At 73.1% G+C, this 21,563-nt stretch carries 26 protein-coding genes; 13 read left to right on the plus strand and 13 right to left on the minus strand.

The features are described 5' to 3' along the window. Positions 1 to 80 precede the first annotated feature (80 nt). The 3 genes from ACH4TP_RS06090 (at position 81) to ACH4TP_RS06100 (ending at position 1,929) form a co-directional block, all read left to right on the plus strand. Entirely contained in the window at positions 81 to 578 is a 498-nt protein-coding gene (locus tag ACH4TP_RS06090) for a hypothetical protein (protein WP_398436008.1), read from the plus strand. Positions 579 to 646: 68 nt separating this feature from the next. Continuing rightward, positions 647 to 1,222: a GNAT family N-acetyltransferase gene (locus ACH4TP_RS06095; protein WP_398436010.1), complete on the plus strand. Its 576-nt coding sequence runs from the start codon at positions 647 to 649 to the stop codon at positions 1,220 to 1,222. 116 nt (positions 1,223 to 1,338) lie between these two features. Continuing rightward, entirely contained in the window at positions 1,339 to 1,929 is a 591-nt protein-coding gene (locus ACH4TP_RS06100; RefSeq protein WP_398436012.1) for a hypothetical protein, read from the plus strand. 35 nt (positions 1,930 to 1,964) lie between these two features. Here the strand turns inward: ACH4TP_RS06100 and ACH4TP_RS06105 are convergent, their stop codons facing one another. Next, positions 1,965 to 2,942: a zinc-binding alcohol dehydrogenase family protein gene (locus tag ACH4TP_RS06105; protein WP_398436013.1), complete on the minus strand. Its 978-nt coding sequence runs from the start codon at positions 2,940 to 2,942 to the stop codon at positions 1,965 to 1,967. Between the two features lie 130 nt (positions 2,943 to 3,072). On the opposite strand from ACH4TP_RS06105, the gene ACH4TP_RS06110 reads away from it, so the two are divergent. Then, entirely contained in the window at positions 3,073 to 3,417 is a 345-nt protein-coding gene (locus ACH4TP_RS06110; RefSeq protein WP_389234397.1) for an ArsR/SmtB family transcription factor, read from the plus strand. A gap of 27 nt (positions 3,418 to 3,444) precedes the next feature. On the opposite strand, the gene ACH4TP_RS06115 is transcribed toward ACH4TP_RS06110, so the two are convergent. The 4 genes from ACH4TP_RS06115 to ACH4TP_RS06130 all read right to left on the minus strand — a co-directional run bounded on the left by ACH4TP_RS06115 (position 3,445) and on the right by ACH4TP_RS06130 (position 7,239). Beyond that, positions 3,445 to 4,719, minus strand: a complete 1,275-nt coding sequence (locus tag ACH4TP_RS06115; RefSeq protein ID WP_398436015.1) for an MFS transporter — start codon at positions 4,717 to 4,719, stop codon at positions 3,445 to 3,447. Next, complete coding sequence (locus tag ACH4TP_RS06120) at positions 4,716 to 5,255, minus strand: ArsR/SmtB family transcription factor (protein ID WP_398436017.1); 540 nt, start codon at positions 5,253 to 5,255, stop codon at positions 4,716 to 4,718. The genes ACH4TP_RS06115 and ACH4TP_RS06120 overlap by 4 nt, the downstream gene beginning before the upstream one ends. Before the next feature lie 91 nt (positions 5,256 to 5,346). Then, on the minus strand, positions 5,347 to 6,225 hold the full coding sequence (locus tag ACH4TP_RS06125) for a hypothetical protein (protein WP_398436019.1): 879 nt from the start codon (positions 6,223 to 6,225) through the stop codon (positions 5,347 to 5,349). Between the two features lie 285 nt (positions 6,226 to 6,510). Beyond that, on the minus strand, positions 6,511 to 7,239 hold the full coding sequence (locus ACH4TP_RS06130) for a hypothetical protein (protein ID WP_398436021.1): 729 nt from the start codon (positions 7,237 to 7,239) through the stop codon (positions 6,511 to 6,513). Between the two features lie 100 nt (positions 7,240 to 7,339). Between ACH4TP_RS06130 and ACH4TP_RS06135 the strand changes: the two genes are divergently transcribed. Next, on the plus strand, positions 7,340 to 8,533 hold the full coding sequence (locus tag ACH4TP_RS06135; RefSeq protein WP_398180093.1) for an MFS transporter: 1,194 nt from the start codon (positions 7,340 to 7,342) through the stop codon (positions 8,531 to 8,533). A gap of 24 nt (positions 8,534 to 8,557) precedes the next feature. Here the strand turns inward: ACH4TP_RS06135 and ACH4TP_RS06140 are convergent, their stop codons facing one another. Both ACH4TP_RS06140 and ACH4TP_RS06145 read right to left on the minus strand, forming a co-directional pair. Further along, entirely contained in the window at positions 8,558 to 9,091 is a 534-nt protein-coding gene (locus tag ACH4TP_RS06140) for a GNAT family N-acetyltransferase (RefSeq protein WP_398436023.1), read from the minus strand. Between the two features lie 40 nt (positions 9,092 to 9,131). After that, positions 9,132 to 9,668, minus strand: a complete 537-nt coding sequence (locus tag ACH4TP_RS06145; RefSeq protein WP_398436025.1) for a hypothetical protein — start codon at positions 9,666 to 9,668, stop codon at positions 9,132 to 9,134. A gap of 199 nt (positions 9,669 to 9,867) precedes the next feature. Here ACH4TP_RS06145 and ACH4TP_RS06150 point away from each other — a divergent pair, with 199 nt between their 5' ends. Then, positions 9,868 to 10,491, plus strand: coding sequence for a histidine phosphatase family protein (locus tag ACH4TP_RS06150; RefSeq protein ID WP_398436026.1), 624 nt, complete (start codon positions 9,868 to 9,870; stop codon positions 10,489 to 10,491). Between the two features lie 23 nt (positions 10,492 to 10,514). Here ACH4TP_RS06150 and ACH4TP_RS06155 read toward each other — a convergent pair whose 3' ends face one another. Then, positions 10,515 to 12,065, minus strand: coding sequence for a serine/threonine-protein kinase (locus ACH4TP_RS06155; RefSeq protein WP_398436027.1), 1,551 nt, complete (start codon positions 12,063 to 12,065; stop codon positions 10,515 to 10,517). Positions 12,066 to 12,258: 193 nt separating this feature from the next. On the opposite strand from ACH4TP_RS06155, the gene ACH4TP_RS06160 reads away from it, so the two are divergent. The 3 genes from ACH4TP_RS06160 (at position 12,259) to ACH4TP_RS06170 (ending at position 14,456) form a co-directional block, all read left to right on the plus strand. Further along, positions 12,259 to 12,645: a VOC family protein gene (locus ACH4TP_RS06160; protein WP_389234366.1), complete on the plus strand. Its 387-nt coding sequence runs from the start codon at positions 12,259 to 12,261 to the stop codon at positions 12,643 to 12,645. Positions 12,646 to 12,755: 110 nt separating this feature from the next. Then, a complete protein-coding gene (locus ACH4TP_RS06165) occupies positions 12,756 to 13,241 on the plus strand; it encodes an SRPBCC family protein (RefSeq protein WP_398436029.1) in 486 nt (161 codons plus the stop codon). A gap of 309 nt (positions 13,242 to 13,550) precedes the next feature. Further along, positions 13,551 to 14,456, plus strand: coding sequence for an MBL fold metallo-hydrolase (locus ACH4TP_RS06170; protein ID WP_398436030.1), 906 nt, complete (start codon positions 13,551 to 13,553; stop codon positions 14,454 to 14,456). Positions 14,457 to 14,478: 22 nt separating this feature from the next. Here ACH4TP_RS06170 and ACH4TP_RS06175 read toward each other — a convergent pair whose 3' ends face one another. Together ACH4TP_RS06175 and ACH4TP_RS06180 are read right to left on the minus strand one after the other, a co-directional pair. After that, complete coding sequence (locus ACH4TP_RS06175; protein ID WP_398436032.1) at positions 14,479 to 15,144, minus strand: hypothetical protein; 666 nt, start codon at positions 15,142 to 15,144, stop codon at positions 14,479 to 14,481. Between the two features lie 98 nt (positions 15,145 to 15,242). Continuing rightward, the gene (locus tag ACH4TP_RS06180; RefSeq protein ID WP_389234354.1) at positions 15,243 to 15,662 is read right to left on the minus strand and encodes a hypothetical protein; all 420 of its coding nucleotides are present in this window, start codon (positions 15,660 to 15,662) and stop codon (positions 15,243 to 15,245) included. A 168-nt stretch (positions 15,663 to 15,830) separates the two neighbouring features. On the opposite strand from ACH4TP_RS06180, the gene sigJ reads away from it, so the two are divergent. Then, positions 15,831 to 16,784: an RNA polymerase sigma factor SigJ gene (gene sigJ, locus ACH4TP_RS06185; protein ID WP_398436034.1), complete on the plus strand. Its 954-nt coding sequence runs from the start codon at positions 15,831 to 15,833 to the stop codon at positions 16,782 to 16,784. Between the two features lie 4 nt (positions 16,785 to 16,788). Here the strand turns inward: sigJ and ACH4TP_RS06190 are convergent, their stop codons facing one another. The 3 genes from ACH4TP_RS06190 to ACH4TP_RS06200 are packed head-to-tail and all read right to left on the minus strand — an operon-like array spanning position 16,789 to position 18,447. Beyond that, positions 16,789 to 17,226: a glutaredoxin domain-containing protein gene (locus ACH4TP_RS06190; RefSeq protein ID WP_398436036.1), complete on the minus strand. Its 438-nt coding sequence runs from the start codon at positions 17,224 to 17,226 to the stop codon at positions 16,789 to 16,791. Positions 17,227 to 17,261: 35 nt separating this feature from the next. After that, positions 17,262 to 17,855: an ankyrin repeat domain-containing protein gene (locus ACH4TP_RS06195; RefSeq protein ID WP_398436038.1), complete on the minus strand. Its 594-nt coding sequence runs from the start codon at positions 17,853 to 17,855 to the stop codon at positions 17,262 to 17,264. 37 nt (positions 17,856 to 17,892) lie between these two features. After that, on the minus strand, positions 17,893 to 18,447 hold the full coding sequence (locus ACH4TP_RS06200) for a heme-binding protein (RefSeq protein ID WP_398436040.1): 555 nt from the start codon (positions 18,445 to 18,447) through the stop codon (positions 17,893 to 17,895). 231 nt (positions 18,448 to 18,678) lie between these two features. Between ACH4TP_RS06200 and ACH4TP_RS06205 the strand changes: the two genes are divergently transcribed. The 3 genes from ACH4TP_RS06205 to ACH4TP_RS06215 all read left to right on the plus strand — a co-directional run bounded on the left by ACH4TP_RS06205 (position 18,679) and on the right by ACH4TP_RS06215 (position 21,540). Next, on the plus strand, positions 18,679 to 19,923 hold the full coding sequence (locus ACH4TP_RS06205; RefSeq protein WP_398436844.1) for a sensor histidine kinase: 1,245 nt from the start codon (positions 18,679 to 18,681) through the stop codon (positions 19,921 to 19,923). An 82-nt stretch (positions 19,924 to 20,005) separates the two neighbouring features. After that, positions 20,006 to 21,280 (plus strand): cytochrome P450, encoded by a 1,275-nt coding sequence (locus tag ACH4TP_RS06210; RefSeq protein WP_398436041.1) that lies wholly within the window; start codon positions 20,006 to 20,008, stop codon positions 21,278 to 21,280. 29 nt (positions 21,281 to 21,309) lie between these two features. Then, a complete protein-coding gene (locus tag ACH4TP_RS06215) occupies positions 21,310 to 21,540 on the plus strand; it encodes a ferredoxin (protein ID WP_389234336.1) in 231 nt (76 codons plus the stop codon). Positions 21,541 to 21,563 lie beyond the last annotated feature (23 nt).

A 21,563-nucleotide genomic window follows, 5' to 3' on the forward strand; every position in this document is an offset into this window, starting at 1 on the left:
CTGACCGGACCGCGCCCCGGCCCCGGTGAGGGCCGGGGCGCGGGGCCGGGCCTCGGCGCCCGCCGGGCAGAATGGGGTCCATGAGCCCCTTCTTCGAAGCGTCCCGGCCCCGGCAGGTGCCTCTCGGTGCTTACCCGCTGTGGGACGAGGCCCTCGCGCTCGTCAACCGGGATCTCGCGGCGACCCTGCCGGACCGGAAACCCCTGCAGCTGCTGGGACTTCCCGCGGACGAGGGTGACGAGGGCGACGAGACCGAGTACGTCTACGTCGCCATGCCGAACGGCGAGTGGCAGGGCAACTCCCTGGGCCCGTGGTCGGCGGACGACCCCGCCCGGGCCCTGGCCGCCGTCGCCGACGCCGCGCAGGAGACGGTGACCGAGCTCCTCTGGCAGGCGTGGCCCCTCTGCGGGGAGCACGGCATCGGCATGCATCCGCACGAGGCGGACGGGCAGGTGTCCTGGTGGTGCGCGGGCGGGACGGTCCCGCGCGAACCGGCCCACATCCGCGCGGCCGTGGGCGGTCTCGACGCCTTCGTCCGCCCGCACCGGCCGAACCGCAAGCGCCGGCATCAGCGCTGATCCGCGCGTGTCCGACCGGCCTCGGACCTCACGACCGGCCCCGCCCCCGGGTGGATAGGGTGACGATCATGACTTCGGCCCTCCCTCATGACGCCACCGCTCAGCCCGTCGTCCTCGACGCCCCGGGCCTCCTGTCCGACCCGGATCTGCACGCGCGTCTCGCCGGTTCGGCCCACCGGATCCTGGCGGAGCTGGTGAGCGGGGGTGCGGCGCTCGGCTGGGTCGAGCCGCCCTCGCGGGACGAGGTGGCGGAGCTTCTGGACCACGTCGTCTCCGCCGTGCGCGCCGGGGACGCGTCCCTCCGCGTCGCCTGCCTCGACGGCCGGATCGTGGGCCTGGGGTACTGGCTCCGCTACGCCCGGCCGACCCATCGCCCGCATGCCGACCTCGAGAAGGTGGCGGTGGACGCCGCCGTCCAGGGTCTCGGCGTCGGCCGGGCGCTGACGGCCGCCCTGATCGGCGACGCCCGGGAGGCGGGGATCGAGGTCCTCACCCTGGACGCCCGGGGCGACAACACCCACGCCCTGCGCCTCTACCGGTCGCTGGGCTTCACCGAGTACGGCCGTCTGCCCGAGTTCGTCGCCGTCGGCGAACGCCGCTACGACAAGGTCCTCTGCATGCTCGACCTCCGCCGCCGGGACTGACCCCCTACTCGGGTACGGGGTCGGACCGGCACCGTGGTGTGACGTGCCGGCCGGTGTCCCCTCCCTACCGTTCCGGGCGTCGGCAACGGCCGACGCTCACGAGAACGGGGACGGTCATGTCATTTCTCGCGTCGCGGCGCGCCCGCGACGAGCGGCCTTCGGGATCCGGTTCACGTGTCCTCCCGGCGCGGTTCGCGCGCCGGGTCGGGTACGCCGCGGCGCTGCTGCCGGCCGCCGTGCTGACGCCGGCTGCGGTCGCGGTCGGGCGTACGGACAGGGCGCGCGCCTGGTGGGCACGTGCCGGTGAGCAGGAACCGGCGGCGCGGTCGTCGCCCCGGCAGCCCGGCCCGTGGCGACTGCTCGCGCACGCGCTGCTGTGCGTGCCGCTCGGGCTGGTGGCCCTGGTCCCCGTGGGCATCGAGGTGCTGTTCGTCCTTCGCGGCGTGCTCTACCCCCTCGTCGACCACGGACCCTACGACCACTCCTGGGGCGGGCCGACCTGGGACGGGGCGTGGGTCGTGCACTTCCTCGTCGCCCTGCCGTTCGCGGCCGCCGCCCTGGGGGTCCTCTGGCTGCTGAACCGGCTGCACGCCCGCCTGGCGGGCGGGATGTGGGGGCTCAGGGTGGGACCGTGGCCCGCCCTGGCCCTGCTGGGTTCGTCGGTGGCCGGCACCGTGTTCGTCATCGCCTGGATCCACCAGTTGTGAATCCGTACCCCGGACGGACGGTCCGGCGGTCGTCGTCAGTCCTTCACACGCAGCAGCAGCTTGCCCGTGGAACCGCGGCCGCCCAGGAGTTCATGGGCTGCGGCCGCTTCGGACAGGGGGAACTCGGCGGTGACGGGGAGGGTCACCGCCCCCTCGGAGACCGCGCGCAGGGCGCGTTCGGTCAGGGCGCGCGCGGCGGCGGGTGCCGTCTGGGCGAGGGACAGGACGGAGAAGCCCGCGACGGAACGGCCCTGGCCGTACAGTTCGGTCTGGCCGACCTGCCAGGGCGTCTCGCCGCCGGCGTTGCCGAAGGAGACCAGGCGTCCGAAGACGGCGAGGGCGCCGAGGCCGCGGCGCAGCGTGTCACCGCCCAGCGGGTCGAGGACGAGGTCGACTCCCCGGCCGCCGGTGGCCCGCCGGACGTCCTCGGCGAAGGTGTCGGGCCGGAAGACCTCGTCGTAGCCGTACTTCAGGGCGTACGCGGCCTTCGCCTCGGTGGAGGCCACTCCGTAGACGGCTCCGGCGCCCGCCGCCCGGGCCAGTTGGCCGACGGCCGTGCCGATGCCTCCCGCCGCCCCGTGCACCAGCACGCTCTCCCCCGCCCGCAGCCGCCCCACCTCGTGGATCAGGGCGTGCGCGGTCGGCAGGACGGTGGGGAGGGTGGCCGCGGTCCGCAGGTCGAGGCCCTCGGGGAGGGGGAAGACGGCCGGGGCCTCGGCGAGGACGACCTCGGCGTATCCGCCGCCGGCGACGAGGGCGGCGACCTCCTGGCCCACCTCCAGACCGTCGACTCCCTCACCGAGGGCCCGGACGTGCCCGGAGACCTCCAGGCCGGGCCGGTAGGGCAGTTCGTCGACCCGGTATCCCTCCGCTCGCGCCTTGACGTCGGCGAAGTTCACTCCGGCCCAGGCGACGTCGATGGCCACCTGGCCCGGTCCCGGCAGCGGCGCCGTGGCCTCGACGAGTCGCAGGACCTCGGGAGCGCCATACTCGTGGAACTCGATCGCACGCATGGACGAACCACCTTCGGAGGAGAGCCCGGACGGGAGGCCCGGACTGAGTGTTCAACGGGAAGCGAACACTCGCACTGTATGATGGTCATCGAACAATGGGCAAGCGGATCTCGGCGGAGGAGTGGACGGAATGCCGGAGCAGACCGGGGGCGCGGGGCACCGTGCGGCTCCCGTGCACACGCACCCCGACGACGTCGCCCTCCTCACCGCGCTCTCCGCGCTCGCGGACCCCGTGCGCATCCAGCTGATCCGCGAACTGGCCGCGCAGCCCGACTGGACGCTCAGCTGCAGCAACTTCGACGTGCCCGTCGGCAGGGCCGCCAAGAGCCACCACTTCACCGTCCTGCGCGGCGCCGGCCTCGTCGAACAGCGCGACCAGGGGCCGAAGCGGCTCAACCGGCTGCGCCGCGAGGAGTTCGACGCCCGCTTCCCCGGTCTCCTCGCGCTCACCCTGCGCGCCGACGAGTCGGACTGAGGGACGCGCCGACGGGCGAGGCGGGCGTCACGCCACGCCGGAGGCGCTCTCCCGGGCGGGCTCCTCGGCCGCCGGGGCGGCGGCACGCAGGGCCGCTTCGACGCGGCGGTTGCTGGTCATGGACGCCGTGACGGCCGTCATCGCCAGGAGGAGCACGGCGGCGGCGTAGAGCGGGGTGCGGATGTCGTAGGCGGTGGCCAGCCAGCCGCCGAGGAAGGCACCGACGGGGGCGGCGCACATGGCCAGCATGCGGGAGGTGGAGGCGACCCGGCCCATGAGGTGGGCGGGGACGATCGCCTGCCGGAGGGAGGGCGCGAGCACCATCGTGGCACCCATGGCGGCCCCGCAGACGGCGAGCGCCAGCCCGGCCGCGTACGGGTTCGGGGCAGCGGCCAGACCCAGGATGGCGAGCCCTTCGACGGCGGCCGTGCAGGTCAGCGCGGTGCCGGTGCCGAGTCGTCGGCCGAGGGAGGAGGCGATGCCCGCGCCGAGCAGGCCGCCGGCGGCCTCCGCCGTGAGGAGCAGACCGAAGCCGTAGGTGTCGATGCCGAGGCGGTCGCGCGCGAAGAGGGCGAGGACGGTCTCCACGGCGAGGAAGGCGACGTTCCCGACCGCCGGGCGGAGCGCGAGGCCGAGCAGCACCCGGTCCCGGAAGACGTACGAGGCCCCGGCCCGCGCCTGCCGGAGCAGCGACTCGCGGGCCTCCGGAACGGGCCGGGGCATGACGGGCAGCGTGCGGACGAGCAGTGCGGAGAGCAGGAACGACACGGCGTCGGCGAGCAGCGGAACCGCCCGCCCGAGCGCGAGCAGCGCACTGCCCGCAGGCGGCCCCGCGAAACCGGACATCGCGGTCTGGGCCCCGCGCAGACGGGAGTTGGCGCGCTCCAGGAGTGCGGGGTCGCGGCGGAGCAGATCGGGCAGATAGGCCGTGGCGGCCGTGTCGAAGAAGAGTCCGCCGAGGCCGAGGAAGAAGGCGACGGCCGCGAGCAGCGGGATGCTCAGGCCGTCGAGCACGGCCGCCGCCGCGGGGATCCCGAGCAACGCCGCGCGTGACGCGTCCGCGACCCACATCGTGCGCCGGCGGTCCCAGCGGTCCACCAGCGCACCGCCGAGCACCCCGAAGAGCAGCCACGGCAGCGTCCCCGCCGCCGTGACGACGGCGAGCGCCATCGGATCCCGCGTCAGCGTCAGCGCCAGCAGCGGCAGCGCGGCATGTGTCACCCCGTCACCGAGCGAGGACACCGTCTGCGCGGTCCACAGCCGCCCGAACCCGGTCGGCAGCTTCTGGATTCCCGAGGTCACTTGGCGTCCCCTTCGGTCTGGCGGATCGGTGCCGGGTGGAACAGCGCGAAGACGAGCGAGGCGTCCGGAAGCGACGGATCGGACAGCTCCCGGTACTCGATCGCCAGCGCTTCGAGCCGCGCTCCCAGCTCCGCGAACTGCTCCTCGGTGAGGCGCAGATGCATCATTCCCACGTGCCGTTCGGCATCCGTCGGCGCCGCCTCCAGGTCCGCCACCGCGTGCCGCATCAGCACGTCCGGCCCTCCCTCGCCCGGATCGGGCAGCACGATCGACCGTGCGGCCATCGCGTAGTACCGCTCGGTGACCCCCCGCACCTTCCTCGTCCGCACCACCTTCACCAGGCCGGCCCGCTCCAGCAGGCGCACGTGATAGCTGGAGCTCCCCTTCGCGAGGCCGACGCGCTCGGCGATCTGCGTGATCGTCGCCGGCTCGAAGCGGAGCACGGCCATGATCCGGTGGCGCGTGAGATTGGATACGGCGCGCAGTTGCTCGTCCGTGGTGACGCGAAACGTCTCGGGAAGATCGTCGGTAGGCATGTGAGCAATGGTCAACGACTCTTGACCATTGCGCAAGGGGATTCCGCACACGAGTCGCCGTCCGGCACGGAACCGACCCGAACTCCCCTGGTCACCAGCCTCCTTCGAAGAAGGCCAGGAGCGCCGGACGCGGGTCCGCCGCGGTGGTCGTGTTCGCCATCGCGACGACGATGACGAGCAGCGACGAGAGCACCGAGAGGACACCGAGCGCCCCGACCGCGCGCCTCGTCCGCCGATCGGCCGGCGCCGTCCTCCTGAACCGCCTCCACGACAGCGCGCTCAGCGCGATGAGGCCGACCGCCACGGCCGCGGCGATCACGGCCATGGCCTCGTGGTAGCGGGCGAAGTCGCCGATCATCACGTCAAGGGCGGGCGAGACCTGGTCACCGGCGCCCGGAGCGGCGGCCAGGCTCTGTCGGATCCGGTCGAGCGCGTCGGCGGGTTCGCCCTCGGTCGCGCCGGTCGGCAGCATCGGCAGAAGGGAGGCGAAGGGCGCCGCCGCACCCTGGACGTTGGCCGTCACCGCAGCCAGCGAGAGCAGCGCGAGCGCCGTGGCGAGAACGCCTGCCGTCGCGAACGCGAAGCCCTTTCCCGCGCCGAGGGGGGATTTCAGGAAGGCCTTCCAGAGCAGAACGCCGAGGGCGACGAGAACGGCCAGCAGGAGCGCGGCGATCACGGCCTTGGCGACGTGATAGCGGAACCAGTACGTGACGACCCGGTCCAGGTCCGGTGGGAACCCCCGTTCACCGGAGCGCCAGTACGCGACGAACGCCTCCCGCAGGGCCGCGGCGAGGGCCTCCTTCTCGCCGAGTCCGCCGCCCGTCCCGCGTGCCGCCAGTGTGCGCGGGAGGAGGACGAACGCGACGGTGAGGGCCGCAGCCGCGGCACCGAGCAGGGCAAGGGCGCGGCCGTGGACGGTCGCCGGTCGCGACGGGGCCGCGGGGCCCGTGCGGTGTGATGCCGTGGTCATGCCGACCACCGTCGCGCATGAGCGCCGCGAGGTCACTGGAGCAGGCCACAGGCCCGGGGGTGGGGCGGGCACCACCCCCGGGAAGCGTGCGACGGGGCGCCGTCAGCCCCTCAGCTGGCCGAGGACGGCGAGTACCCGAAGGTGACGGGCCCCGTCGGGCGGGAGGCCGAGCTCGGCGAAGACGTTCCCGACGCGCTTCTCCACCGCCCCGGCGGAGCTCCCGAGCCGCCCGGCGACGACCGCGATCGACGACCGACACGTCCGGGCGGCGTCGGCCGGGGGGTGTCAGCCGACCCGGTCGGTCGCCGTGACCCGGTGGGCTTCCAGGTCGGGCGTGGCGAGCAGGTCGGCGATCAGGTCCTCGGAGCCGCAGACGTAGGTGCTGACCAGGTCGACGTCGCCGCCCACGCACCAGGCGCGGTCCTGCGGCCACCACAGGTCGGGGAGTTCGGCGAACTCGTCCAGGAGTTCGGGGGACACGGCGTCGGCCAGCGTTCCGGACAGGAGGATCTCCTCCCTCTCGGGGGTCGGGAAGGTGGGGACGCCGTGCCAGTCCCAGCGGCCGTACCCGTCCCACAGCCCGTACCAGCACCGTTCCGGCGTGGCCGTGTGCCGCGCGAGGACGGGGATCAGGGCGCGCGCGACGCCGCCGGGCGTGGGGCCTTCGCCGGGGTGCTCGTCCCATACGCCGGGCAGGCCGTACTCCCCCATGTTCTGGTAGAACCGCTCCGCGCCGATCACCTCGTGCCAGTCCGTCAGCGCCTCGACCCGTCGTCCGTGGGCGGCGGCGACGGTGTCCCAGCGGACCGGGGCCTCGTCGAGAGCCGCGGGGTGCAGTACGCGCGCGTACGCCGGGAAACCGGGGGCGGCGATATCGGCGACGGTACCGAAGTCACCGTGCCCGGGGCGGCGTTCGGTGAGCCAGTGCGCCGGCCCGAGGTCCTCGGTCTCGACGCGCAGGCGTCCGTACAGTGCGGGGCCGGGTTCGCTGCCCGCCCAGATCCATCCATGCATGGGCACAGTCTGCCCCGGCATTGGGCCGGCACGGTCGATGACCCGATCGCGGGCGTCGCGTTGCCGGGCGGGGGCGGGTGGCGGGGTTACGGTCGGCGGCATGGTGGGTGATCGTCAAGGGTGGCTCCGGTGTCTGCTGGCCGGTGCCGTGTTCGTCGTGGGGATGACCGGCACCACGCTGCCGACGCCGCTCTATCCCCTGTACCAGGAGAAGTTCGGTTTCTCCGAGCTGACGGTGACCGTCGTGTACGCCGTGTACGCCTTCGGGGTCATCGGCGTCCTGCTTCTCGCGGGCAACGCCTCGGACACGGTCGGCAGGCGGCCGACGCTGTTGTGGGGGCTCGGGTTCGCGGCGGCGAGCGCGATCTGCTTCCTGTCCGCCGACGGGCTGGGCTGGCTGTACGCGGGTCGGCTGCTCTCGGGCCTGTCGGCCGGCCTGTTCACGGGGGCCGCCACCGCGTACGTCATGGACCTCGCCCCGCCCGGGGGCCAGTCGCGGGCGACGCTCGTGGCGACGGCCGCCAACATGGGCGGTCTCGGCTGCGGGCCCCTGCTCGCCGGACTGCTCGCGGAGTACGCCCCCGAGCCTCTGCTGCTTCCGTTCGCCGTGCACCTCGCCCTGGTGGCCGTGTCGGCCCTCGTCCTGCTGCGGCTGCCGGAGACCGTGCGGGAGCCGCGGCCCCTGACCGCCGTACGTCCCCAGCGGCCGGCCCTGCCCGCCCGGGTGCGCCCGGTGTTCGTGCCGGCGGCGATCGCCTCGTTCGCGGGGTTCGCCCTGTTCGGGGTGTTCACCTCGGTCAGTCCCGCCTTCCTCGCCCGGTTCCTGCACGTGGACAACCACGCGGTGAGCGGGCTGATCGTCGCCCTGGCCTTCTTCGCCTCCACCGCCGGACAGCTCGCCGTCGGCCGCTTCGGGGTGTCCCGGTCCCTGCCGCTGGGCTGTGCCGTGCTCTTCGCCGGCCTGGTCTTCCTGGCGGTGGCGCTCTCCGCGGAACTCCTCGCCCTCGTGGTCCTCGCCGCCCTCGTCGGCGGGGTCGGACAGGGCCTCTCCTTCCGCGCGGCCCTGTCCGCCGTCGCCGCGGCCGCGCCCGTGGAGCAGCGCGCGGCGGTGATCTCGGCCCTGTTCGTGGTCGCCTACACCGGCATCTCGATCCCGGTCATCGGAGTCGGCCTCCTGTCCGAACCCCTCGGCCTGGAACACGCCGGCCTGGCGTTCACCGGCTGCATGCTGCTCCTGGTCGCCTCGGCCGCCGCGTACCTGCTGCGCAGACCGGTGGGAACGGAAAGCCGGTGAGTCCTCACACGGGGAGGGGATCCCTCACATGGGGAGGGAGAGGAGGCGGACCTCCCCGGCCGGCCAGGTCGCATCGTCGTGGAGCGGCGTCCACATGGTCCGCAGCGGCATGATCACGGCTCCCTCGGGTTGTTCGACGTGGACGTCCCGCTCGACAGTTCGCCAGTCGAGCCGCCGGTAGAGCGGGACGAGCGGTGGGCGGCAGAAGAGGAGCCCGTACCGCGGTCCCATCGCCCGCGCGTGGTCCAGGGCCGCCGACACGACCGCCCGCGCCAGCCCGTGCCCCCGTAGGTCCGGTGCGACGGCCACGCCGCCGACGCCCACCGCCCGCGTCCCGACGCCGTCGATCGACAGGGGGAGTTCCAGCAGACCGACGTGCGCGACGAGGCGGCCGTTCCGCCTGATGCCGAAGTGCTCCTTCTTGGGCAGCCAGGTCAGTCCGGCGTCCGCCACGCCGAAGGGATCGGCACCGTCGCCGAGGATCTCGGCCTGGTCGCTCTTCGTGTAGCCCGTGAGCCGCACCACGGTCGGCGCATCGGGAGAGTGACGGTCTGTCACCGTGGTTCGTGTTCCCTTCGTGTCGGCGAGCGCGCCCACGTCAGCTTCGAGGATCGGTCAGTTGCGCGGGGAGACGCGCCGGCGCGTCGTCGCTCGCGGAGGCCACTCCGAGGTCTCGGCGCATCAAGGTCCTCAGGACCTTCAGCAGTTCCCAGACCTCCGCCTGGGCGCTGAACGCGCCGGCGATCGTCTCCCCTGGTTTGGGCTCTTCCCGGTCGAGGCGTTTGACCTGGCCGTACACCCTGTTCAGGGCCTTGTTGACCGCACTCGCGCAGGAGAGCACGTCGTCGGGGACGATCAACTGGGCCTGGGAGTACGTGTCGCGGTGGGTTCTCTTCGCCTCGTCGAGCTCCGCGCGATCGGCCTCCTCCACCCGGCGTTCCTGCATGACGTGCAGGAACTGGCTGATCGCGGTGGTGAACTGACGTGCGTCCCGGTTGAGCTCCACGTAGCAGGTGCGGCGGAGAGCCAGGCTCTCGCTGACCTCCTCGTGGTCCCGCACCAGCTCTATCTCCCGGCGTCTCGCCCGTTCGGAGGCGCGTTGGGTCAGCAGCGATCCCCCCAGCGTTCCCGCCACGCCCGCCACCGCGATGAACACAGAACCGAGATCCACAACACCCCTCGAAGTCGCTTGCAGTCCACTGGTCGGCATCCGGTCGCCTTCCACACGGGACATTAGGCGACGGGCCGAGGAAGCATCCAGGGGGAACCGCGCCGTGCCGGGCCACGTCCCTCCCGACGTTCGCAAGATCACCAGCCTGTCGAAGGAGCCGAGCATGACGGAAACCGCCGCCCGCTACCTGTACCTGGCGCGCCACGGTGAGGCGTCCGAGGACGAGAGCACGCTGACGGAGAGCGGCCGCCGCCAGGCCGTTCTGCTCGGTGAGCGGCTCCGGAAGGCTCCCCTCGCGGCGATCCACCACGGGCCGCTCCCGCGCGCGGAGCAGACGGCCCGGCTCGTCCACGAGCAGCTCGACGGTGTTCCCCTGCGGATGTCCCCGGCGGCCGGCGACTACATCCCGTACGTGCCGCGCCGCGAGGAGCTGCCGGCGGAGTCGGCCGACGCCCTGCTCGGGTTCCTGGCCCGGTTCCCGGCGGAGGAGCGCGAACAGGGCCCCGGTCTCGCCGCGGAGGCCGTCGCCCGCTTCACCGGCCCCGTCGACGGCGATCAGCCGCGCCACGAACTCGTCATCACGCACAACTTCCTGATCGCCTGGCTCGTCCGGGAGGCCCTCGACGCCCCGAAGGCCCGCTGGATGGGCATCAACCACGCCAACGCCGCCCTGACCGTCCTGCGTTACGCGCCCGGCCGGGCCCCGGCCGTCCTGTTCTTCAACGACACGGGCCACCTCCCCGCCGAGCTGCGCTGGACCGGGTTCCCGCCCGAGCTGCACGTCTGACGCGGTGGCGGGTGCCCTGAGGATCACTTCTTCTCGGCACACCAACTGTCCGGCGCGATCCACACCACCTTCATCGGCTCCGGACAGGGCTGGCCCACGTACCCGATCTTGTCGCGCACCTCGTACTCTGCGGCAGCCGCCTGGCACGGCACCACCACATACCCGGGCCGCTGCTCGCGGGTGTCGTCATAGACGCAGTCGCCGCTCTCCAACGAGGTCGTGGAGCCGTGCAGGTAGTGGCTGACCCAGCCGGAGAAGGCGGCACTGTTGAAGTACCCCAGGGCGGCGAGGAGCAGCGCGAAGAACACGAAGCCGCCCCATACGCCGTCGTCGGAGGTCGGTTTCGACGTGGTCGCAGGCTTCGGGCGCTGGACGGCCGGGGCGGCGGGGCGCACCGCCGGTCGGGGTGTTTCGCGCACCTGTGCGGGCCGTCGCACGATCCCGTCGCCGGTCACGACCGGCTTGCCGTCCTCCACGGTCACGGTGAGGTGCACGGGATGGCCGGGCCGGAGCCGCAGGACGTGGGACGCGCCGGCCAGGTCCCCGGTGCTCACCCGCAGCCTGCGGGCGTTGGTGGGCTCGGTCGCGAAGCTGACGGTCCGGCCTCCGGGGACCAGTCCGAGGTGATCGGTGCCCAGGTGGAGGCGGATCGGGTCGTCCCCGTTGTTGGTGACCTTGAGCGTCGCCTTGGAGGACGCGGCCCCGGAGGCCTGCGGCGGCGCCACGATCTCCGTAGGGGTCCTCGGCCGCGAGGGGCCCTGCCCCTTGAGGAGGAGCGACGCCTCCGCGACCGTCGGGCGGGCCGCCGGGTCCTTGACGAGGAGGGCGGTGATCAGGGGTTCGAGGCGGCCGGCGCCGCGCATCGGCGGGGCCTCCTCGAAGCGGACGGCGTCGGCGGTGGCCGCCCAGGTGTCCCGCAGGAACGGGGAGACGCCCTCCACCGCCTCGTACAGGGTCACTCCCAGCGAGAACAGGTCGCTGCTCGCCCTGCCGGGCAGCCCGGCGGCCCGCTCGGGGGCGAGGTACGGCGCCGAGCCGATGACGGCCCCGGTGGAGGTGAGGCCGGTGCCGGTCTCGGGCGCGGCGATGCCGAAGTCGCCGAGCAGGATCCTGCCGTCCTGGCCGATCATGACGTTCGCGGGTTTGACGTCGCGGTGCACGATGCCGTTGCGGTGCGCGGCGTCGAGGGCGTCGAGCAGGGCCGAGGCGATCGCCTCGGCGTCGGCGACGGGCAACGGTCCCGTTCTCAGGCGCTGTTCCAGTGTCCCGCCGGAGATCAGCTGCATCACGATCCAGGGGACGCCGTTCTCGATGACGACGTCGTGGACGGTGACGATGTTCGGGTGGTCGCGGAGCCGCACCGCGTTCAGCGCCTCCAGTTCGGCGCGCTTGAGCAGTTCGGCTCGTTGCCCGGGTGCCAGGGGGCCGGTCAGCCAGAGCTCCTTGAGCGCCACCTCGGTCTGGAGGCGCTCGTCGTACGCCTTCCAGACGCGGCCCATGCCGCCCGCGGCGATCGACTGGACCAACTGGTAGCGGCCGCCGACGACTTCGCCCGCCCGTGCCCCCTCTGTCACTGTGCCCCCGCTCAGCGAGACTGCGTGTCAGCGAGCATGAGAGCACTGTCGCGTCGCGCGAGGCAAGGCGGTCCCGGATCAAGGGCCGGAGCCGTCCCGTCCGGATTCCGGTCGGCCGGGTCCCTTGATCACGGCTCCCGCAGTGACATGATCGTCTGGCCGAGACGCAACCCAGAAAGGTGCCGAACCCACCATGCGAGTCAAAGCCTTCGACCACCTCGTGCTCAACGTGACCGACGTCGACAAGGCCCTGGAGTTCTACACCGGCCTCCTGGGCCTCGCGCCCGAGCGGGTGGAGGAGTGGCGGGCCGGCGAGGTGTCGTTCCCGTCCGTCCGCATAGACGAGAGCACCGTCATCGACCTCTTCTCCCGCCCCCGGGGCGAGTCCAATGTCGACCACATCTGCCTGGTCGTGGACCCGCTGGACTGGCAGGAGGTCATCGACTCGGGCAGGTTCGACGTCCTCGAGGGCCCGGTGCCGCGCTGGGGAGCCCGCGGCTCCGCCCAGTCCGTCTACGTGAAGGACCCCGACGGCAACACGGTCGAACTGCGCTGGTACCCGCAGGACGTCGAGGCCTGAGCCGCCGGGAGGCCTCCCGTCGATCATGACGGAGGATCCGGGGACAGACGGTCCGCGCTCCCGCTAACGTACCGACCGGTAACAGTCGGGCGGTGCGAGGGGAGCGGGCGATGGATCGGCAGTGGAGCCTGGAGGAGAGCACGGTCGTCGACGCGCCGCCGGCGGTCGTCTACCGGCTGGTGTCGGACCTGCGGAACATGGGGCGCTGGAGTCCGGAGTGCCGGTCCGTGTGGGTGCTGCGGCCTCCGGCGCGGACCGGGACCCGGTTCGTCGGCCTCAACCGGCGCGGGCCGTTCCTCTGGCCGACCATCGGACGTGTCACCCGGATGCGCCCGGACAGCGAGTTCGTCTTCGACATCGGCGTCTTCGGACTGCCGATCGCCCGCTGGGGCTACCGGTTCGAACCGGAGGGCTCGGGGACACGGATCACCGAGTTCTGGCAGGACCTGCGGACCGGCGGGGCCCGGGGCCGGGTCGCCGAACTGCTGGGAACGGTCTTCGCCGGGTCGAACCCCGCCCGCCGGGTCGCCCTCAACCGGGCCGGGATGCGCACCACCCTGGCACGCATCGCACGGACCGCCACCTCCGGGAGCTGAGGGACGGCGGCGGGCCGAAACCCGCCGCCACCGAACCGATGCGCGGTCCGGCGGACGGAAGCTCGTAGCCGCCGGGCCGATGCGCGGTCCGACGGACGGAAACCCGTCGCCGCCGGGCCGATGTGCGGTCCGGCGGACGGAAACCCGTCGCCGCCCCGGGCGGCAGACGCCGATCCACGTGAACGGAGCAGAGCAGTGAGCCCGCAGACCGGAGCCGCCCGACCCGTGGGTCGGCGGCCTTCCTCCCCTCCGTCGCTGCCGTCCTGGGCGATCTGGTGGCAGAGGCCGTTCCCCGATGCCCACACGCTCGTGCTCCCAGGGAAGCGACCTGCCCTGGTCGACTCCGGGTTCGTCGGTCACGCCCGGCAGACCGCCGACCGGGCCCGCGCCCTGGCCGGGAGGATCGACCTGGTCGTGAACACGCACTGGCACTCCGACCACGTCGGCGGCAACGCCCTGCTCCAGGCCTCCGGCGCGGGCATCGCCGCCGGGGCCCCCGAGGCCGAGGCGCTCTCCCGCCGGGACCCCTGCTGCTGCGCGGCGGAGTACCTGGACCAGCCGGTCGCCCCGTACACCGTGGACGTGCCGCTCGACGACGGGCAGGTCCTCCGGCTCGGCGACACCGACTGGGAGGTCGTCCGCACGCCCGGTCACACGCCGGGCCATCTGGCCCTGTGGCAGCCGGAGGAACGGCTGCTCGTGGTCGGCGACGCGCTGTCGGACCACGACGTCGGCTGGGTCAACCTCGCCCTCGACGGGCCCGGCGCGGCCGCCACCGCGCTGGCCTCGCTCCAGCGGATGGCCGCTCTCGGTCCACGGGTGGTCCTGCCGTCCCACGGGCCGGTCCCGACCGACCCCGGGGCCGCTTTCGCCGCCGCCCTGCGCCGGGGCCGACGGCTCGTCGACGACCCCGACGGGGCCGTCTGGTACGGCATCCGCCGGATCTTCGCCTTCGCCCTCATGATCCGCGACGGCATCCCCTCCGAGGAGGTCGAACCGTACCTCCATGCGCGCGCGTGGCTCACCGACGCCGCACGCCTCCTGCGCCTCACGCCCGAGGCGCTCGCCACCGAGCTGGTGACGTCCATGCTCGCCGGCGGCGGCATCGTCCGACGCGACGGGCGGCTGCGCGCGGCGGCCGACCACACCCCCGTGGCGGCCGAGTCGCTGCGCGTGCCCTACCCGCGCGCCTGGCCGGCTCCGGAGCCCCGCTGACGCCCGGAGGCCCGCTGCGGGATCACCAGTCGATGTGGTCGGCGATCCACGCGGCCAGGCCGTCCTCGTCCTCGGCGGGCGGGAGTTCGGGACCGCAGTCGAGAGGGGTGGAGGACAGCTGGAGGTGGGTGAGGTAGCCGTACGGGCCGTTGTCGGGCGCCGGTCCCAGTACCAGGGCGTGGGTGGCGGTGCGCCAGACGCGGTGCGTCAGGGGCGGCCCGGTGACCAGGCTCTCGGCGGACGGGGCCGTCCTCTCGGGCGCCGCGCCGAGGTGCTCGGTCACCACCCGCGCGGCCCGCGCGAGTACGGCCTCGCACTCCTCGGCCGTACTCGGCCTGCTGCCGATCCAGCCGGGCTGTTCCCGCCAGCGGTCGACGAGGCCGTACAGCCACGAGGCGTTGGCCATGTCCTCGTCGTGCGGGTCGACGGGGTACACCTCCCCGAAGACCAGGAAGGTCCTGGCCTCCGGGCACCCGAAGGGGCTGACGACGTCGGTGCAGAGCACATGGCCGTGCGCGGTGCGGAAGGACTCGCAGACGAGCCCGTCCTCCCAGACCCAACCCCGCCGTTCCACCTCCTCGTCGACGGCGTCGGAGTCGTCCGGGACGGGCGGTACGGCCGGCAGCTCCACGAGTTCGGCGACGGCCTCGGTCGTCAACGGCCGGTGGGCGAGGGCACGAACAGGCACAGGGGCAGAGGCGGGGGCAGGGGCAGGGGCAGACATGTGGATCACAGTAGAGCGGCTCCGCGCGGGTGGGGACGGCCGGGGCGCGGTCCGGGCGGTCTCTACCGCTGTCCCGCGCCGGATCGTTCCTGCCGACGGGTGACGAGGGTCTGGCCCAGCGCCAGCACGCTCAGGCCGAACATCAGGACGCCCAGGGGGACGTGGAGGGCCGGCTTGTGCGCGATGCCCAGCACGACCTGGACCGAGGAGAGGACGAGGAAGCCGGTCGAGTACAGGATCGGGCGGGGCGAGCCGCCGCCCGGCCGCCAGGCCAGGACCGCCGCCAGCACGTACAGCATGGTCGCGCCGTACGTCACGCGCGCGCCGACGCTGTGCAGCACCTCGGTGTGGGGCGAGGCCAGCAGCAGTCCGGCGGTGGTCGCCTGGAAGAAGAGGGTGAGGGTCTGCAGGGCGATCGAGACCTGGACGAAGGTGCGGCTGCCGGTGCTCCGGACTGCCGTGGTCTGTGCGGTGGTGGCCATGACTCGGTCCTCTTGTTCTGCCTCGCGGCGGTGGCTCGATAGTGTCTCGTCCGTCCGACGACACAGGCCCGTGAAATGTGAGGCGGGGGCCGCCCCGGATCTCCGGTGCGGTGTTCGTCGACGGGACGGATCGGACGAGGCGGGACGAACCAGGGGGCAGTCGCCATCATGAGCACCATCACCGAGCCGGGGCACGACCGGTCGGAGCCGGACCTGAGCGTGGTGGTCGGCGAGCGGCGCCGGCTCATCAACATCGGCTACCGGCTGCTCGGTTCGCTGGCCGAGGCCGAGGACGCCGTACAGGAGACGTACGCCCGCTGGTACGCGATGTCGCCGCGGCAGCGGAAGGCCGTCGACTCGCCCGGGGCCTGGCTGACGACGGTGGCCGGCCGGGTCTGCCTGGACATGCTGGGCTCGGCGCGGGTCCGGCGCGAGCGCTACGTCGGACCGTGGATACCCGAGCCGCTGCCCGACCGTACGGAGTGGTCCAGCGTGCGGGCCGACGGTGCGGCATCCGAACCGGACGATCCCGCCGACCGGGTCACCCTGGACGAGTCGGTGAACATGGCGTTCCTCGTCGTCCTGGAGTCGATGACGCCGGCCGAACGCGTGGCGTTCATCCTGCACGACGTCTTCCGGTACCCCTTCGCCGAGGTCTCCGAGATCGTCGGCCGGTCCCCGGCGGCCTGCCGGCAGCTCGCCTCCTCGGCCCGCCGACGTGTCGACGCCTCCCGGACCCCGACCGTGCCGGTGGCCGGACAGGCCGCTCTGGTACGGCACTTCAAGGAGGCGTGGGAGGCCAAGGACATCAAGGCCCTCGTCGGTCTGCTCGACCCCGACGCCACGATGACGGCCGACGGCGGCGGTCTGATCGGCGCCGCGCTCCGCCCGGTCGTCGGCAGCGGGCTCATCGCCCAGTACCTCGTCCACATCGCCGACAAGGCCCCCGGGCTCACCCTCCTGGAGCGGACGGTCAACGGCCTGCCCGGTCTGGTCGCGCAGAACGCGGGCGTCACCGCGACCGTGGCGGCGTTCGACCTCACCGACGGCCGGATCACCCGCATCTGGGCGGTCCGCAACCCGGAGAAGCTCCGCCCGTGGACGGAGAACGGACCGAGCTGACCCGTCACACGGAGGGCGAGAGGTTCTCGCGCACCCATCCGGGATCGGGGTTGGTGAACGGCCGGCCGTCCACGACGACGGTCGGCACGGTCTCATTGCCGTCGTTGGCCGCCCGCACGACCGCCGCACCGTCCGGATCGCGCCAGATGTTCACCCAGTACAACTGACGGGCACTGCGGCCCAGGCGAATGCGCAGCCGCAGACAGTACTTGCAGCCCGGCCGCCAGAAGACGATCGGCCGGCCGTCGGCCGCGCTGCGGCGCCGCGCTTCCAGCGCGCCGATCGACTTCGGGAAGACCAGCGGCGAGTTCATCCACGCGAGCAGCAGGAACACCAGGAGCAGCACGGCGCCTGCGCCGGGGCCGCCCCTGGCGATCTGACCCGCCGCGACGAGTGAGCCGCTGAGGACGAGCAGTACCGGCAAGATCCAGGCGCGCATCATGAGGCAGGAGGTTACCGGCTGGAACTCGTCGAGGTTCAGCGGGGATTCAGCAGGGCGGCGATCCTGTCGAAGCCGCGTCGCTCCGCATGCCGCAGGGGCGTGACGCCGTCCATGTCCGCGAGGTCCGGGTCGGCGCCCGCGGCGAGGAGGAGTTCCACGACCTCCTGGTGGGGCTGTCCGCCGTCGCCGAGGATCACCGCCTCCAGGAGTGCCGTCCACCCGAAGTCGTTGACGTGGTCGACGTCGGTGTCGGTCTCGTCCAGCACCGCTCGTACGTACGCGACGTGGCCGTGCTCGCTCGCGGGGATCAGCGAGATGCCGCCGAAGCGGTTGCGCAGCCTCGTGTCCGGTCCGGCCGGCAGCAGCGTACGCATCATCTCGACGCTGCCGGTCACACCGGTGACCAGCCAGGCGCTGTCGTGGCGGCGGTCCTGGGCGTTCGGGTCGGCGCCTGCTTCGACGAGGACCCGGGCGGCCTCCACATGGTCGCCGAGCGCGGCGAGGAGCAGCGGGGAGCGCAGTTCCTCGTCGCGGGCCTCCACCCCGGCGCCCTCCTCCAGGGCGGCCCGGACCGCGTCGGCGTCGCCTCGGCGGGCAGCTGCGAGGAGTCGGCTGTTGGGGTCGTCCATCCTGTCGTCCCTCTTCGTGATCCGTGCCGATCGGGGGTTACTTCGCCAGGGCGGCGACACCGGCCTGGGCGAACTTCTCGTCCAGGTCACCGGACGGGGCGCCGGCGACGCCGATGCCCGCGATCGGGGCGCCCTTGGCGGTGACGGGGGCGCCGCCGGCGAGGAACAGGGTGCCGGGGATGTCCTTCAGCGTCGGCGCGTTGGCCAGGCGGCCGGCGAGGACCGAGGTCGGGGCGTTCCAGGAGACGGCGGTGAACGCCTTGCGCTCGGCCGACTCGTAGGACTGCGGGCCCGCGCCGTCGCCGCGCAGGGTGACGATCGTGTTGCCGTTGCGGTCCACGACCGCGACGGACACCCGCTGGTTCTCCTTCTCCGCAGCGTGCAGGGTCGCCTGGGCGGCCTTGGTGGCGGCCTCGATCGTCAGGTGCGTCGACGTCATGGTGTTGCCGTTGTCCGCGTCGGCCATGACCGCGGCGGGAGCGGCGGCCGGGGCGGCGGCGTTCGCGGAGACGGTGCCGAACAGGCCCGCGGCGAGCGCGCCGGCGGCGACGGTACCGGTCAGGACACGGGTGCGCAGGGTCGTCTTCTTCACGATCATCAGCTCCTTGGGCATCACCCCCCTCGGGGGCTCGGGAAGCTCCGCGTTCCCGCTCTGACATCCATCCTGGTGCCGGTCACGGCCCTCTCCGGTCGGCCTGCAGGCTGGGGTCGGCGCACCCGGCGGACGACACGGGGGTCAACCGATCGGTCGATGCGGAACGGGTGCGTCCGACTAGCCTGGGCCCAGAAAAGAACAGTCGGTGGCGAGGAGCGGACGGTGCGGATGGACAGGCGGTCGCCGGTCGACACGGAGGCGGCCGACCCGGACGCCGGCTGGCTCGCGACCGTGATGCACGTGGCGTTCTTCGTCCTGCTGTGCTCCTCGCTGACCCGGTACCTGCTCGTCCACCCCGGCGCCCCGGGCACCCCGTGGGTGATCGCCCTCGCCGTCGTACTGGCCCTGCTGTACGTACTCGGTCCGGTGCTCGGCCCCCGCCAGACCGAGGGGCGGGGCGGTCGGGCCGAGGGGCGCGGCACCGCCCTCACCACGGCCCACGGGCTCTGGCTGGCGGCCGTCATCGGGGCCTGGCTCACCCTCGTGGCCCTGGCGCCGAGCTTCGGGTGGTGTGCGGTGCCGCTCTTCTACACGGGCCTGCGGTCCCTGCGCACCCGGTCCGCGATCATCCTGGTCGCCCTGCTCACCGCGATCGTCGTGGGCGCGCAGGTGAAGCTGCGGCTGCGGTTCGGCTTCGACCCGAACCTGGTGTTCGCGCCGCCCGCCGTGGCCGCCGTCGCCACCGCCGTCTTCATCTACTCCCAGCGGCAGGCCGACCGGCTGCGGACCGTCATCATCGACCTCGTCCGCGCCCGCCGGGAACTGGCCGCGACCGAGCGGCGCGAGGGCACCCTTGCCGAGCGCCAGCGGCTCTCCATGGAGATCCACGACACCCTCGCGCAGGGCCTGTCCAGCCAGCAGATGCTGCTCCAGGCCGCCGACCGGCTCTGGGACAGCGACCCGGACGCGGCCCGCCGGCACATCCGTACCGCCGAGTCCATCGCCGAGCTCAACCTCGCCGAGGCCCGCCGCTTCGTCCACGACCTCGCGCCCGCCGACCTCGCCGGGGGCGGCGGTCTCGCCGAGGCGCTGCGCGCCCTCGCCGAACGGGAGTCCTCCGACACCCTCCAGGTCCGCTTCCACCAGGACGGCACGCCCGCGACCGCGCTCCCCGACCGCGTCCAGGCGGCGCTGCTGCGGATCGCCCAGGGGGCGCTGGCCAACATCCGCAAGCATGCGGACGCCGGCGCCGCGGCCCTGACCCTCAGCCACCTGGACGATCAGGTCGTCCTGGACATCGCCGACGACGGCCGCGGCTTCGACCCGGTCGAGAAGCCCGGCGGCGTACGCGGGCACGGTCTGCCCGCCATGCGCGCGCGTGCCCGGCAGCTCGGCGGCACCCTCACCATCGAGTCGGCACCGGGCGAGGGGACGGTCCTGACCGCCGTCATCCCGCTGTCGCCACCGTCCTGACGCCGGACTCCGGCCGCTGTCGCGGGAGGGGGTGACGCCCCTGTCGTAGGGGATGCGTCCGTTCCGGTGGAATGGCCGAACTATGTGTAGACCGAATAGATGCCTGAGGCATGTAGTGGAGACCGCACCACCGCCCCTGCCACCTATTCGGACCAGCGAGGCCCCCGTGACGAAAGCCGTGGCGTTCCCCCAGGACCGAACCTGCCCCTACCACCCGCCCACCGCCTACCCCCGGACCGAGGAGGAGCGCCCGCTGTCGCGGGTCACCCTCTGGGACGGGCAGCAGGTGTGGTTCGTGACCGGCCACACCGCCGCCCGCTCGCTCCTCGCGGACCGGCGCCTGTCCACCGACTCCACCCGTGACGGCTTCCCGATGCCCACGGAACGCGCCACGGCCACGCGCAGGAACCGGCGCGCGGCGCTGCTCGGCTGGGACGACCCCGAGCACAACGTCCAGCGCCGGATGCTGATCCCGAGCTTCACCCTCAAGCGGGCCGAGACCCTGCGTCCCCGCATCCAGGAGACCGTGGACCGGCTCCTCGACGCGATGGAGGCGCAGGGGCCGCCGGCCGAGCTGGTGAGCGCGTTCGCGCTGCCCGTGCCCTCGATCGTCATCTGCGACCTGCTCGGCGTGCCGTACGCGGACCACGAGTTCTTCGAGGAGCAGTCGCGGCGGCTGCTGCGCGGCCCGACGGGCGCGGACACCCGGGACGCGCTGGACCAGCTGGAGGGCTATCTCGGCGACCTGATCGACCGCAAGCGCCTGAAGCCCGGCGAGGGCGTCCTCGACGACCTGGTGGCACGCGCGTCCGAGGACGGCGGTCCCGGGCGCCAGGAGCTGGTGCAGCTCGCCTCGATCCTGCTGATCGCGGGCCACGAGACCACGGCGAACATGATCTCGCTCGGCACGTACACGCTGCTGCGCCACCCGGAGCGGCTGGCCGAGCTGCGGGAGGACCCCGGGCTCCTGCCCGCCGCGGTCGAGGAGCTGCTGCGGTTCCTGTCGATCGCCGACGGGCTGCTGCGGATCGCATGCGAGGACATCGAGGTCGCCGGGACGGTGATCCGCGCGGGTGAGGGCGTGGTCTTCTCGACCTCGGTCATCAACAGGGACGCGGCCGCCTACAGCGATCCGGACACCCTCGACTGGGACCGGCCGGCCCGCCACCACGTGGCGTTCGGTTTCGGCATCCACCAGTGCCTCGGGCAGAACCTCGCCCGCGCGGAGCTGGAGATCGCGCTCGGGACGCTCCTGCGCCGGCTGCCGGGGCTGCGGCTCGCCGTGCCCGCCGAGGAGATCCCGTTCAAACCGGGCGACACGATTCAGGGGATGCTCGAGCTCCCCGTCGCATGGTGAGTCACCCGACAAGAGGAGAGGTGCGGAACATGGCCGAGGAAGCGGTGCGGACGCGGGTGTCGATCGACGCGGACGTCTGTATCGGAGCGGGGCAGTGCGCGCTGACCTCCCCTGACGTCTTCACCCAGGACGACGACGGTTTCGGGATGGTGGTCCCGGGCCGGGAGGACGGCTCGGGCACGCTGGTACGCGAGGCGGTACGCGCCTGCCCCGTACGGGCGATCACCCTCCGGGACGGCGCCGACCGGGCGAGTACGTGACGAGGGGTCGGCACCGCCCGCAC

Origin of the sequence: Streptomyces sp. NPDC021012 (assembly GCF_044333355.1) — a bacterium.
Taxonomy (GTDB): domain Bacteria; phylum Actinomycetota; class Actinomycetes; order Streptomycetales; family Streptomycetaceae; genus Streptomyces.